Annotated in this window: 11 protein-coding genes and 1 tRNA gene; 6 read left to right on the forward strand and 6 right to left on the reverse strand. The window is 57.5% G+C overall.

Features of this window, described 5'->3' with window-relative positions; genetic code table 11:
* Nucleotides 1–73: 73 nt before the first annotated feature.
* From hemH to purS, 3 genes are all read right to left on the reverse strand, one after another.
* Nucleotides 74–1,111, reverse strand: a complete 1,038-nt coding sequence (hemH, locus tag HDF12_RS04385) for a ferrochelatase (protein WP_348641598.1) — start codon at nucleotides 1,109–1,111, stop codon at nucleotides 74–76.
* Nucleotides 1,108–2,217, reverse strand: a complete 1,110-nt coding sequence (gene hemE, locus HDF12_RS04390; protein WP_257025344.1) for a uroporphyrinogen decarboxylase — start codon at nucleotides 2,215–2,217, stop codon at nucleotides 1,108–1,110. Before hemE ends, hemH begins: the two co-directional genes overlap by 4 nt.
* A 134-nt stretch (nucleotides 2,218–2,351) precedes the next feature.
* Entirely contained in the window at nucleotides 2,352–2,597 is a 246-nt protein-coding gene (gene purS, locus HDF12_RS04395; protein ID WP_179581391.1) for a phosphoribosylformylglycinamidine synthase subunit PurS, read from the reverse strand.
* Nucleotides 2,598–2,735: 138 nt separating this feature from the next.
* On the opposite strand from purS, the gene HDF12_RS04400 reads away from it, so the two are divergent.
* Nucleotides 2,736–3,293 (forward strand): inorganic diphosphatase, encoded by a 558-nt coding sequence (locus tag HDF12_RS04400; protein ID WP_179581392.1) that lies wholly within the window; start codon nucleotides 2,736–2,738, stop codon nucleotides 3,291–3,293.
* A 119-nt stretch (nucleotides 3,294–3,412) separates the two neighbouring features.
* Here the strand turns inward: HDF12_RS04400 and HDF12_RS04405 are convergent, their stop codons facing one another.
* Nucleotides 3,413–4,732 (reverse strand): APC family permease, encoded by a 1,320-nt coding sequence (locus tag HDF12_RS04405; protein ID WP_179581393.1) that lies wholly within the window; start codon nucleotides 4,730–4,732, stop codon nucleotides 3,413–3,415.
* Between the two features lie 417 nt (nucleotides 4,733–5,149).
* On the opposite strand from HDF12_RS04405, the gene HDF12_RS04410 reads away from it, so the two are divergent.
* Nucleotides 5,150–5,241, forward strand: a tRNA-Ser gene (locus HDF12_RS04410).
* 65 nt (nucleotides 5,242–5,306) lie between these two features.
* Here the strand turns inward: HDF12_RS04410 and HDF12_RS04415 are convergent.
* The gene (locus HDF12_RS04415) at nucleotides 5,307–7,763 is read right to left on the reverse strand and encodes an ADOP family duplicated permease (RefSeq protein WP_179581394.1); all 2,457 of its coding nucleotides are present in this window, start codon (nucleotides 7,761–7,763) and stop codon (nucleotides 5,307–5,309) included.
* Between the two features lie 126 nt (nucleotides 7,764–7,889).
* Nucleotides 7,890–8,291: a YciI family protein gene (locus HDF12_RS04420; protein WP_179581395.1), complete on the reverse strand. Its 402-nt coding sequence runs from the start codon at nucleotides 8,289–8,291 to the stop codon at nucleotides 7,890–7,892.
* A gap of 797 nt (nucleotides 8,292–9,088) precedes the next feature.
* On the opposite strand from HDF12_RS04420, the gene HDF12_RS04425 reads away from it, so the two are divergent.
* The 4 genes from HDF12_RS04425 to HDF12_RS04440 all read left to right on the forward strand — a co-directional run bounded on the left by HDF12_RS04425 (nucleotide 9,089) and on the right by HDF12_RS04440 (nucleotide 13,405).
* Entirely contained in the window at nucleotides 9,089–9,742 is a 654-nt protein-coding gene (locus tag HDF12_RS04425; RefSeq protein ID WP_179581396.1) for a hypothetical protein, read from the forward strand.
* Nucleotides 9,743–11,302, forward strand: a complete 1,560-nt coding sequence (locus HDF12_RS04430; RefSeq protein ID WP_179581397.1) for an MBOAT family O-acyltransferase — start codon at nucleotides 9,743–9,745, stop codon at nucleotides 11,300–11,302.
* Nucleotides 11,303–11,412: 110 nt separating this feature from the next.
* Complete coding sequence (locus tag HDF12_RS04435) at nucleotides 11,413–13,164, forward strand: HAD-IIIC family phosphatase (protein WP_257025345.1); 1,752 nt, start codon at nucleotides 11,413–11,415, stop codon at nucleotides 13,162–13,164.
* Nucleotides 13,157–13,405 (forward strand): acyl carrier protein, encoded by a 249-nt coding sequence (locus HDF12_RS04440; RefSeq protein ID WP_179581399.1) that lies wholly within the window; start codon nucleotides 13,157–13,159, stop codon nucleotides 13,403–13,405. The genes HDF12_RS04435 and HDF12_RS04440 overlap by 8 nt, the downstream gene beginning before the upstream one ends.
* The last annotated feature ends 33 nt before the right edge of the window (nucleotides 13,406–13,438 follow it).

A 13,438-nucleotide genomic window follows, 5' to 3' on the forward strand; every position in this document is an offset into this window, starting at 1 on the left:
TCTCCAGAAAAATATTCAGCAATAAAAATCGGAGGCCAGAGCCTCCGCCTTCGGCCCTCAAGACAGCCTATACCTACGCCGGAACCAACACCTCATCGACAGTCGCCTTATATTTGCCGGAGACGACGTCGACCAGCGCCTCCACCAGCACCTCGGAGTCATTCAGGCTCTCCGCACGCCAAAGCTTCAGACCCAACTCGCTCGCAGTCTGACGAAAGGCGATGTCGATGTCGTACAGAATCTCCACGTGATCACAGAGAAACCCAACCGGTTGCATCACCACGCCCACATGCCCTTCGGCTTTGATTGCCTTCAGCGTATCCTCCACGGTCGGTCCAATCCACGGTCCACCGCTGATGCCCTGGCTTTGAAACGCAAAGTACCAGTCCTTCTCGTGAAAGCCAACAGCAGCCATCCGATCCGCCACCATCTGCGCAGTACGCTTGGCCTCCACCGGATACGGGTCTGGCGAATCCTGCGCAGGAGTTCCCGGCCTTGCTCCTGCAACCGAAGCCTCACCGGTCATAATCGTTCGGCACGGCACGCTATGCGCCGTAAACAACACTGGAACCCGCTGCCCCGACTCAGCGCAGGCCTCAGCCCACACCGGCCACAGCTTCTCGGCAAATGCCTCCGCCAATAGCGGACTCTCCGCCCATCCGGCGACAAACTCGACCTCGATTCCAGTTGCCGCAGCGAGCACGGCCTTCCGGTAAAGTCCCACGCTGGTCCGCGAGTTCTGCGGAGCCAGGCACACCGCTTTGATCCGCGTCACACTATCCCGCCGCATCTCCGCGACCGTGTCTGCAATGTAAGGATGCCAGTTGCGCATGCCGACATATACCTTGCCCGCGCCCAGCACATGCTCCAGCATGTGTGCCTGAGTCATCGTCCACTTCGTCAGCGGCGGAGGCTCTAGGCCAGGCGCCTCCTGTAGCCCGATCTGCGCATACCGATGCTGCAGCTCCTCCACAACTTCCTGTGGCATCGCACGGCCGCCGGTCACCTTGCTCAGATACTCTGCCATCTCCCCCAGCATGTCCGGCGTGCCATGTGCCAGCAGCAGCACTGCGCTCTTACCTGTCTCGGAACTCCCCGTCGTGTCGCTCACAGCGCACTCAACTCCTTCACCCACTCCACTACCCGAATCACATTTTCCACCGGCGTTCCAGGCACAATGCCATGGCCCAGATTGAAGATATGTCCCGGCCGTCCAGCAGCAGCAGCCAGAATCTCGCGCACTTGCTCCTTCAACACATCTTCGTTCGCAAACAGTGCAATCGGATCGAGATTGCCCTGCACCGCGCACCCCGCGCCCACCGCCTTCCAGCCTGCGTCGAGCGGCGTCCGCCAGTCCAGCCCAATCACATCCGCTCCCGTCTCGCTCATCGCGGGGAGCAGGGAAGCGGTCTCCACCCCAAAGTAGATCACCGGCACTCCGAGTGCCTTGATGCGCTCGACCAGCTCCGTCGTCCATCCAAGACAATATTGCCGATAGTCCCGAACGCTCAGCTTTCCCACCCAGCTATCAAAAACCTGGATCACATCTGCGCCCGCCTCCACCTGCTGCTGCGCATAAGCAACTAAAACGGTAACAATCTTCTCCATCAGCAGCGACCACGCGGCTCCATTGGAGTACATCATCATCTTCGTCTCGATGTAATTGCGGTCCCCGCCGCCCTGCTTGCCACCCTCAATCATGTAACCCGCAAGCGTCCACGGAGCCCCGCAGAATCCGATGATTCCCAGCTCATCCCCATCGGCACGCGGCGCAGCAAAGTGTTGCGCAACCTGTTCGATCGCCCGCGCTACGTACTGCAGCTCTTCCACACGGTCGGTCCGCAGCGCCTTTACATGCTCGAGTGTCCGCACCGGCGTATGAACCACCGGCCCTTCTCCCGCAACAAACTCGAAGTCCAGCCCCATCGGCGTAAACGGCAGCAGCAGATCGGCAAAGATGATCGCAGCATCCACACCCAGCCGCTCCGCAGCCGTAATCGTCACCTCGGCAGCAATCTCCGGCGTACGACAGATCTCCAGCAGCGAATGGTGCTTCCGCACGGCCATATACTCCGGCATGTAGCGCCCTGCCTGCCGCAAGAACCACACCGGCGTTCTATCAACTGGCCGACGCAGGCACGCCCGAACAAAACGGCTGCCGCCCGATCCCGTATCAGCAGACGTCACTGCCGCACCCTCCACGATCGCATCACTCAAAAGACTCATCCTCTATAACCTTTTAAGCCTAGCACCCGTAACTCGTCGCGCGAACTCGCGTCAGCCTGAGCTGTTCATGACACCCGAAAAATTCACGTCAATTTGGCGTCGAGTACCGCCCAAAAAGCCTTCGCTCAGGCCTCCAGCCGGAACGTAAACTCTTCAATCACAGGGTTTGTCAGCACTTCGCGCGCAATCCGTTCCACCTCGGCCTGCGCGGCGCTTTGTTCCAATCCATTCTCCAGAGTCAGCAGGAAATACTTCCCTTGCCGTACATCGGCAACGCCGCGATATTCCATCCGCCGCAATGCATCTGCAACCGTCTGCCCCTGGGCATCCAGCACCGTTCGTTTCAGCGTGACATAGACATGAGCCTTCATCTTGTCTGATTATAGACAAGGTGCAGCTTTCGCCCTCAATCGAGGCCACGAACCCTCCGCCAGGCAGCCCGGCCATTTGAAACACCACGCCAGCCACGCCTACATTTCTATCGGACAAGAGAAGAGACACCAGCCTTTATGACGAACTACCTGGAACTCCCCGTAGGGACCAACAGTCCCGAGGTCATCAACGCAGTCATCGAAATCCCCTACGAGGGTGTCAACAAATACGAGTACGACAAAGAGCTCCACGTCTTCCGTCTCGACCGCAACCTCTACTCCCCCGTCCACTACCCCGGCGACTACGGCTTCATCCCCAGCACCTTAGGCGACGACGGCGACCCACTCGACTGCCTCGTTCTCGTTGACACCCCCAGCTTCTCCGGCTGCGTCATGCAGGTCCGCCCCATCGGCGTCCTCGAGATGCTCGACCAGGGCCTCGGTGACGAAAAAGTTCTCTGCGTCGGACAGGACAACCCCCGCTACAAAGACGTCTGGAACTTCTCCGAGATCTACCCCCACATGCTCAAGGAGATCACCCACTTCTTCGCCATCTACAAAGACCTCGAAGGCAAGCGTGTCGAAGTCAAGGGCTGGCGCGACGCCTCCTTCGCTCGCAACAAGGTCCTCGAAGCCCAGCAGCGCTTCCTCGACAACAAGGTCACCCCCATCCCCAAGCCCGTCCCAAAAAAATAACTAAGCCCACACCCCGACCAACGGGAGGGACCCAGCATCGCGTCCCTCCCCAGACCGGTATACAAGTCACGAAGTGACCGCCCCACGCGAAGTGGGCCCGTCGGCAGGACAAGCTCTCTTCACGCACCCAAGCGCCCCCGCCGCACCATCCGCGCCGCCCAATAAACCACCGGCCCCGCCGCCGCCACAATCCCCGCAAACTCCAGCGCCGGCAGCCCCGCCACGCGCTCCCCCCTCGCCGCCCACAGCGCAAACGCAATCAGCACCCCCGGCCCAACCCCCATCCCCACCGCACCCCAAACCCCGCCTGGCACCCGGAACGGCCTCGCCAACCCCGGCTCCTTCACCCGCAACACCACCAGAGCCACAAACTCCAGCATCAGCGCCCCTCCATACAGCACCAGGTCAATTGAGATCAGCCGCTCAAACGACAACCGCAGCGCCAGCGCCCACCCCACCGAGCACACCGCCACACTCACCCACGGCACGCCCCACCGGTTCTTCCGCTCCACTACCTCCGGCAGCAGGCCTTCCTCCGCCAGCGCATACGGAACCCGCGTATAGCTCATCATCAGCGCATTGAACATCCCCCCGCCATTGATCATCCCGCCCATCACCACGCACAGCGCCAGCCACGGCCCCACCAGCTCCCTCGCCGCATCCGTCCACGCCCCCGTAGAAAACCGTGCCGCCGGAATCCCCGCCAACCCCACCGCCGCCAGCGGCAGCACATACGTCACCGCCACCAGCCCCGCCGCCACCAGCATCGCCCGCGGATAATTCCTCTGCGGCTCCTCCACCTCCTGCGCCACCGTCGACGCGTTATCCCACCCCATGTAATTCCACAGCGTCACCGACACCGCCCCCGCCCAATCCACCCCCGCCGCCCCCACCCCCATCCCGCCCGCCCCACCATGCACTCCCTGCGCACCCCCGCCCGCCAACCCCTTCCACAATCCCACCGCCGTCAACACCACAAAGGGCGACAGCAGCACGCAAAACAGCCCCACCGACCCCTCACCCACCGCCCGCGCGCCCCGCAGATTCCAGACCATACACACCGCCACCACCGCCAGAGCCCACCCCGTCCCCCGATACCCCGCCGTCCACGCCGGCTCAATCCTCCCCAGGTACAGCACAAAGATCGTCGGGTAGATCGCCATATCGAAGACGCTCGCCGCCAGGCTCAGCCACGCCTCCTGAAACCCCCAGAACTCCCCCATCGCCCGCCGCACCCACCGGTAGTACCCACCCTCCTCCGGTATCGCCGACGCCAGTTCTCCCACCATCAAACTCGTCGGCAGACTCCACACCACCGGAATCACCACCAGCAGCACCAGCGCCCACCCATACCCCGCCATGCCAATCACATCTTCCAGCCCATACGGCCCACCCGAAACCATAAAGTAAGTAGCAGCAATCAGCGGCAGCAGCCGCATCTTCCCGGCTCCTCCTACCCCACCCCGCCATGATCCCAAATCTCTCAGCGTCGATAAGTGTTTTATGTCATCATCCTGAACGTAGTGAAGGATCGCTGTATTTGGTCCCTCTCGTTTTATACCGCCATCCAGGCTATGCGCGAAACGGAATCAAGAAGCCCACGGGGCTCAGTCTTTTCTTTTTGTTGTCATCCCCGAAGGGAATCTGCGGTTGCCTCGTAGCTGTATCCGGCGAGAATCTGCTGTTGCTTGTTCTTCTGTTGTCATTCCCGAAGGGAATCTGCGGTTGCCTTATCATCCGTCTCAGGGGAGATCCGCCGCGGCATCTTTCAGCACCTTGTCTTCCTCCCCCAGCCTCAAGCTATAATGGCCACAGCCGGGCATCGCCGAGAGGCGGATGCTCACCGCAACACAGACGGAGAGTTGGCCGAGTGGCTGAAGGCGGCGGTTTGCTAAACCGTTATAGGGCGAAAGCTCTATCGGGGGTTCGAATCCCCCATTCTCCGCCATAAGCCTTGTTTAAAAACATCCGAGTACATCCTGGCCGCCTCACCACGCGGTCAAAATGAGCCAGTTACTCGGAACGCAGCGCTTCGACCGCATTCACTCTTGCGGCACGCGCCGCAGGCACAGCTGAAGCAATTACGGCCGCACCCAGAATGACCACCGCGGAACCAACAAACGCAAGTGGGCCCGGTTGATGGATACCTGTTACGTATCTGGCGATTGCGCGTGCCAGAGCAAAGCCCACCACCACACCCGCGCCCACTCCGATGCCGGCCATCGTCACGCCCTCTACGAGAACAGTGGTGAGAATGTTGCGCGGCAGAGCGCCCAGGGCCATGCGGATTCCAAACTCGCGCGTACGCCAGCTCACAGAGAAAGCAAGAACGCCCGCCACGCCCACCACGGAGATTAAGAGTGCCACGGCGGCGAATCCGCCAAACACTATCGCGTTGAGGCGGTCGGGCGACAGCACCTCCGCGCGAACGTCTCCGAGCGTGCTGGCCTTTTCCACGGGCTGGTCGGCTGACAGATCGCGAATGGTTCGTGTAATGGCCGGGACCAGCGCGTAAGCATCCTGATGTGCGCGTACGAACAGGCGGCCGTTCCATCCTGGTTCCTGTTCGTCCGGCTCATAGATCGTCATGGCCGGTGACGGGATGATATTTTCATCGTCGAAGTCGGGTACCACGGCAATGATTCGTCTTGGTTCGGTGCTGATACCGACAAACTTCATTACCCCGTCCGTCCACCACAGTGTATGGTTCACCGCGTCCTGCCCTGGATAGAGCATCTTTGCAAGACTCTGACTGATGATGACGACGCGTTCGGAGCCGTCCTTGTCGCTGGCGTTGAAGTCACGGCCCTCCTGAATCGGCACACCGAACGTGTCGAAGAATCCCGGCGATACCACCCGGAACTTGCCCCGAAAATCCTGACCGTCCGCACGTTTGGCGCCTTGGGCGGCAAATTCAAAGCTGACGTTCAAATGATCGTCACGCCAGGGAGCGGCGAAACCGGAGGATACGTGCTCCACTCCCGGCAGCGCGCTGACCCGGCGTTGCGCCTCGCGATAGAACTCATCCACCTGCTGGGGTGTCCGCCCATACGACATCTTCGGAAGATTGAGTGCCAGAACGTTAGCCGAATCAAACGGCGGCCGCGTCTGCTCCAGCACAAACAGAGTCTTCATCAGCACACACGCTCCGGCAAGCAGCAGAAATGAGGCTGCGATCTGCGTAACAGCAAAGATGCGGAGACGCCGGCTGCTCCCTCCGGCAACACGTGTTCCCCGGCCGGTAAGCCCGCCTTGCGGCGCATTTGCCGAGGGAAGCCGCGGAATGAATGCCAGGAAGACGGACGCGATCAACGCCAGCCCAATCCCAAACCACACCAGACTGAAATCGAGCGTGAGCTCCTCGGCGCGCACTGAGAAGCGCGATGCATAACGACCCAGCACCGCTACCATCGGTATGGCGAGGGCCACTGCCGCCACTGCCCCGCTTCCGCATAGCACGAGGCTCTCAGCCAACAGAGAACGGCGCAACACTGCAGTGCTTGCGCCCAGCGCCGAACGTACCGCCAGCTCCGGTTCGCGGCGCACCGTTCGCGCCAGCACCAAGTTAGCAATGTTCGAACTCGCAATCACGAAGAGCAGACCCGAAGCCGCGAACAGTATCCACAGAATTGTATTGGCGCGCGAATTGATCTGCTCGTGCATGCGCGTTACGTCGATCTTGAAATGCTCCTCCGGCTTGTAAACCTCCGGGTGTGCCGCCACCATGGCGCCGTATACGCTGCGCAGTTCCGCCCGCGCATTGTCGACACTCGCGCCGGGAGCCAACCGCGCGAAGACTTCCGTCATGCGATGCTCGCGCCCCGTCACCATCGTGGCGGAAAGATGATGCGGGCTGGTGACGATATTGGCGATGATCTCTGTTGCCACCGGATAGGGAACGGATGGTTCCAGAACACCAACCACGGTCGCGGGGCGCGCGCCACAGCAGCTCTCCAGCCGCACAGCCTTTCCAATCACGCTGGGATCGGAGTGCAGCGATGTCCTCCAGAAGTGATAGGTCAGCACCACAGCTCCGGCGGCATTCTGACCGTCATCGGCCGGAGTCAGCAGGCGTCCAAGCACCGGGCGCAGGCCCATCACCTCGAAGTAGTGTCCATCCACCACGCCGGCAGGAATCTCGCGTGGCGTGCCTAGACCCACGACCGTAAAATCTATCTCTGAAAATGTGCCCAGTTCCTTAATTGACTTCAACCCGCTGCCGATGTCCTGAATCTCGGGGACCGAAAACGCTGTGTTGGTTTCGCCGATGCCGGGGGCACTCTGACGCAGATAAAGCAACCGATCTTCGTCGCGATTCGCCAGCGGACGCAGCAGCACGGCACGGACCACGCTGAAGATTGCGGCGTTGGCGCCGATACCTAATGCCAACGTAAGGGCGACTGTAATCCACAGCGCAGGCACTCGCGCCAGGGAACGCACGGCAATTCTCAAATCGCGAAAGAACGACATATCAAATCTCCATTCAGGTGATTTTCTCTGCCCGCATCCAAACCAGGGTCAAGCCAGCTGAAAAGCATGAGTATCGCCAGGCTAGCCCCTTCCATGATCCTGATCATTTTTTCCTCGTAGCCGTCCTCATCGCGAGGTATCCTTTCGCCGTCGTTGCTCACTTGCCCTCACGATTTCGTTCATGTCCCCTGCTGGCCGAATCTCGAAGATGTTGCCATACGTCATCGCCGGGTGCTGCGCCATGAGCTGTACAGCATGATTTATGTCCCGCGCTTCAAGGACGAGAATGCCACCGAGTTGTTCCTTGGTCTCCGCATAGGGACCGTCGGTAGTTGCCACTTTGCCGTTTTTCCAATACAGGGTCAGGGCAGTTTCCTGAGACTGAAGCGCTTCTCCACCAGCCCAGTGCCCGTTGGCGCGAAGATGGTCGTCGTATTCAAAGCATTTGTCGAACATGGCGTTTCGCTCGCCCTCAGCCATGCCATCAAATTTGTCTTTATCGTAGTACCCCAGACAGACGTATTTCATTGTTCTTCTCCTTATGTTGGGACCAGCAGCGCGATCTTGCGCGTCGGCTTGTTCAACCTATAGTCGTCCGGCACAGGGAAAATCGACAGCAGAGCCAAATTTTTATTGCAACTCCCTCAGCCGCCCTGCGAGGAACCGACGCTCCTACCCAGCCTGCGGCACAAGTCCGCGCGGGCGAAGTGCGCGAGATGGTACCTGGCGAGTTCCTCGCGGCCAGCAAAGCGTCGATGAGAGAAGCCCCGCTCAGGCCTGCGCACATAGCGATGGCGCCGGCGCATTCCGTTTATAGCCCTGAAGCGCGGGGCTAAAATGAGCCAGGGACGCGGTTTATCCTGTACGCCGGCCTGAGGCCACGTGTCCAAAGCAGCGGCAAAGGCCTCTTCAAACCTCGCCGCGTCAGATTAACCCTGTCTTCGAACAATCTTGCGTGTACTTCAGTACAGGCCCAGGCCTCACTCGAATTGGTCCTATCGAAACAAGATCTCTTATAATAAAGTAAAGGGATAATGGCATTCGCAGGTTCTGTCTCGTCTAGAAGACTCTATTTCTACCTCGCGCCATTCATTCTTATTCCCTGTTTTTTATTGGTTTCAGCGTGCTTTTTCCTGCCCTCACGTTGGGTTGCGGTTCGCTCGGACAATAAGTACCTCATCAACTTGGCCTGGGGCGCGACCCTCCACAATTTCAACTGTCAGATCGTTGTCTACGGTGACTCAACCGCTATGGTTGGCATCGACCCTGCTTTGATCCGCCAGCGGACCGGGCTTAGTACTTGCAACATCGCTGAGTATGAGGGAATGACGATCTTTAACGGAACCATGGTGCTGGATCGATACCTCTCACAGAATCAGAGCCCAAAGTTTCTGATTTTTCTTTACTCCCCAGAGGACTTTGATCCATTGAGCCAGCGGCAGATAGTCGGGATGTATGAGGCAATGACTTGGCGTGTGGGACAACCGAATCGCCTTATCAACCTGGCCGCTCTGCTCAGACGTCCTGATGAATTCTTTTACTGGGCCGGGTTTGGGTGGCGGCTCGCCCTTGAACGAGTCAGAAACCGGCCAGCCTCAAACGATATCCTGCAATTCCGCACCGCTCATCAGGGACAGTACCCCATTGACGCTCCAACCGCGACGGAATGCGAAACAATGGTGAGGCCGCCAAGTGTCCCCAATCGCGAGTGGGTAGCGGGACTTAGAAGCTACAACCGCGATGGAACCACGGTCCTTGTCGACTCCACCCCAATGGCGCCCTGCGATCCGAAGCTATCCTACTTTCAACAAAAGCTTCCCGCTCTCGTAGACAATCGCTTCCAAACCATTCCCATAACCGCTTTCACAACAGAAGGCCGTATGCACGTCAACGCCATTGGGTCTGCGCTGCTCTCAAATATGGTGGCCGATCAGGTTCTCCAACATATGTCCGTCGACTCCACAGGGAGAAAACCCTGATTGCTCTTCTCCTCTGCTATCTTCATCTTTCTCTTCCTTCCCGCGAGTCTTATCGGGTATCAGATCGTAAGCCGTTTCAGCCGGTCTGCCACTCTCGCCTGGCTAACGATCACCTCCTTTTTTTTCTACGGGTATTGGAATTCGTCCTACCTCGTCCTTTTGACCGCCTCCATCGTGATGAATTATCTCTTCGCCAGGATGTTGGGCGAGGGAAAACCAGAAGCGAGCCAGAGCCGTTGGCTTGTCATCGCGATTCTCGCCAACCTCGGGCTTTTGGCTTACTACAAATATCTTTTTCCCTTCCTTAACTTTTTTCATGATCATGGTGTTACTAACCACGCCTTCGCAAACGTAGTGCTGCCGCTGGGAATCTCATTCTTCACATTTACCCAGATCGCATACTTGATCGACCTTCGCCAGCAGATCGCGAAGCGTCAGGGACTGCTGCCCTATTCCGTATTCGTTACTTTCTTCCCACATCTGATCGCCGGCCCTATCATTCATCCCCGCGAATTGATGCCTCAGCTGGACGAGGATCGCATCCGCGGCTTGGATGCCGGCGATCTTGCCCTCGGCCTTTCCTGGTTCGTCATGGGGCTTGCAAAAAAAGTACTCATCGCCGACCGTATAGCTCCACTCTCTGACGTTGTCTTTCATAACCCAGGAAGTGCGGGAATTGTCACAGCGTGGCTCGGCGCTCTCGCCTATTCCATGCAACTTTACTTCGATTTTTCCGGCTACTCCGACATGGCTCTCGGCTTGGCTCGCATGTTCTCCATCGAGTTTCCATTCAACTTCAATTCGCCTTACAAGTCACAGGGCATCATTGAGTTTTGGCAGCGATGGCACATGACACTTTCACGCTATCTCAACGAATATCTCTACACCCCAATTCTGCGATGGACCAATGGCCGCCGAATCAGTGCCGGCAAGAAGGTCTCACGCAAGGCCAGTGCCACACTGGAAGGCTTCACCAGCATGGTCTTCTTCCCTGTCATCATGACCATGTTTCTCGCCGGCATCTGGCACGGCGCAGGCATGCAATTTGTGATGTTCGGCGTTCTTCAGGGTTTGTACCTTACGGTCAATCACGCCTGGCGCATCTTCACCCCTCAGGGACATCGGTTCCATCGCAAGGTGCCTGCACCCTTCATGATTGCGCTTACCTTCGTTGCCTTTCTCATCAGTCTTGTCTTCTTCAGATCTGCGAATGTGCATGAGGCCGTTTACCTATTGCAGACCATGTGCGGTATTCACGGTAGGGGGCCGGCTTTTGACGCATTTCCCTACATGAAATACATTCCTCCAACCTCCAGATTTTTGAGTCACCTCTCAACCGCTGCACTCTCTCTCTTGATCTGTTTTTTCATCATATGGGCGCTCCCCAACACCCAGGAGATCTTGGGTCAATTACCCAAAGACGAAGTTCTCAAGCCAAGCATCTTGCCGAATCTTCGATGGAGGCCAACAGCCACGTGGAGTCTTGGCCTGACACTCTTGTTATGCTGTGCGATCCTCTTGCTCGACGCGAGTACCAGCTTTCTATACTTTCAGTTTTAGGTGCCTCAGCTTAACCAGCTCTCGCCTGATAACCACATCGAATCCTGTATTCTTGGCCCATGTCTCATCCTGACGGAATTGATCTCGCCAGCTTGTCCGTAGACGAATTGTTGACCAAACGCAAAGGCCTGCGACGCAAGCTTGCGGCGAGGGAAAACCTTCAACCCATTCGCATTGCGGTGCTCAGTGGCAGCACCACCAACGAAGTTGTCGATCTCCTCGAACTCAGACTGCTTGATGCCGGCTTTGCACCAACCTTTCACCAGTCCGAGTACGGCCGCTTCTACGTTGACGCAGTTCATGACGCGGATGCCCTAATTCAATTCGAACCCCATCTCATCTACGTACACACCTCCGTGAGGAATATTCAGCGGTTCCCTCCCGTAGGATGTTCGGAAATCGAGTTCGAGGAGCACGTAAAAACTGAGATCAATTTCTTCCAGGAGATATGGACATCCTTGGAAGAGAAGATCGGCTGCCTCGTGATCCAGAACAACTTCGAGTTCCCGCCCTATGCCATCCTGGGCAATCTCGACGCAACTCTAGCTGGCGGCCATACTCGATTTGTCTCTGCGCTCAACCTGGAGTTTGCACGGAGAGCGGCATCCAACTCCAAACTTCTCGTCCAGGACATCTGCAGCATCTCAGCGCGCATTGGCCTTGACCAATGGTTCGACTTCGAACGTTGGTTCAGCTACAAGATCAACACGTCACTCGAAGGCAGTCATGCCATAGCCACCTCGCTGACTGCTATCATTCGCGCAATTTACGGCAAAGCTCGCAAAGTTCTTGTGTTGGATCTTGACAACACAATTTGGGGCGGCGCCATCGGTGACGATGGCGTCGAGAAGATCCAGATCGGTCGTGAAACCCCCGTAGCTGAGGCTTATTCCGCCTTTCAGCAGTACTGCCTCTCATTACGCAATCGCGGCGTACTTCTTGCCGTCTGCTCGAAGAACAGCGAGGAGATCGCCAAACAGGGCTTCGAACATCCGGATTCAATACTCAAGCTCGAACATATCTCATGCTTCAAAGCGAATTGGGATCCCAAACACGAAAACATTGCTTTGATCGCGAACGAACTTAATCTCGGCGCCGACAGCTTTGTCTTCGTGGATGACAATCCTGCTGAGCGCGAAATCGTTAGAGCTCAGATCAACGGTATTGCTGTTCCCGACGTTGGAAGCGACGTGGCGCAATACGCCAAAGTCCTCGAGGCTGGCCGCTATTTCGAGCAGATCTCACTCTCCCAGGAAGATTACGAGCGCGCCGCTCTCTACGACCAAAACACCCAGCGCACGGTCTTCGAAGGTAAGTTTGCCGACTATGGTGAGTATCTGGATTCGCTCTCGATGACCGCGGAAATTGGCCGCTTTCAGCCAATCTACCTCGAACGCATCGCTCAACTCACCAACAAAACAAACCAGTTCAATCTCACAACCCGTCGCTACACCCTTGGCGAGATTGAGTCCATTCTTACGGACCCGGATGCAATAGGAATCTACGGCAGACTCAGCGATCGATTCGGAGACAATGGACTCATCTCTATTGTGCTTGGTCGCCGCAAGAACGACATTCTAGACATCGATCTCTGGCTCATGAGCTGTCGCGTCCTCAAGCGCGACATGGAACTTGCAATGTTGGACGCGCTGGTTCAGCGAGTCCGCGGAATGGGTATTGCAGTCCTGCACGGGCACTATCTCCCCACGAAGAAAAATGCCATGGTCCAAGATCACTATCCGAAACTTGGATTTGAAGTAGTGTCCCAAAACCCTGATGGCTCCGCGATATACTCACTGGAGATCAAGGGCTTTACGCCCCGCAACACCCACATAAAAATCATGGAGCCCGGTAATGAGTAGCGAGGATCGTCTTCCTGAAATTCAAGAAATCTTTCGTGACATTCTGGACGAACCGAACCTTGTCCTCGATCGTCACTCAAACGCCGAGAATGTTCCCGATTGGGATTCCCTTGCGCACGTCAACCTGATCACCGCCATCGAAAAGCGATACAAAGTAAAGTTTGCACTCGGCCAGTTGCAGCAACTCCATCACGTAGGAGATCTGCTCGATCTGCTCGACCAAAAGTTAGCCTCCAAGTAGGTCGTTTGTACCCGACGAATAGGACGAAATTGC

Origin of the sequence: Tunturiibacter gelidiferens, from assembly GCF_013410115.1 — a bacterium.
Lineage (GTDB): Bacteria > Acidobacteriota > Terriglobia > Terriglobales > Acidobacteriaceae > Edaphobacter > Edaphobacter gelidiferens.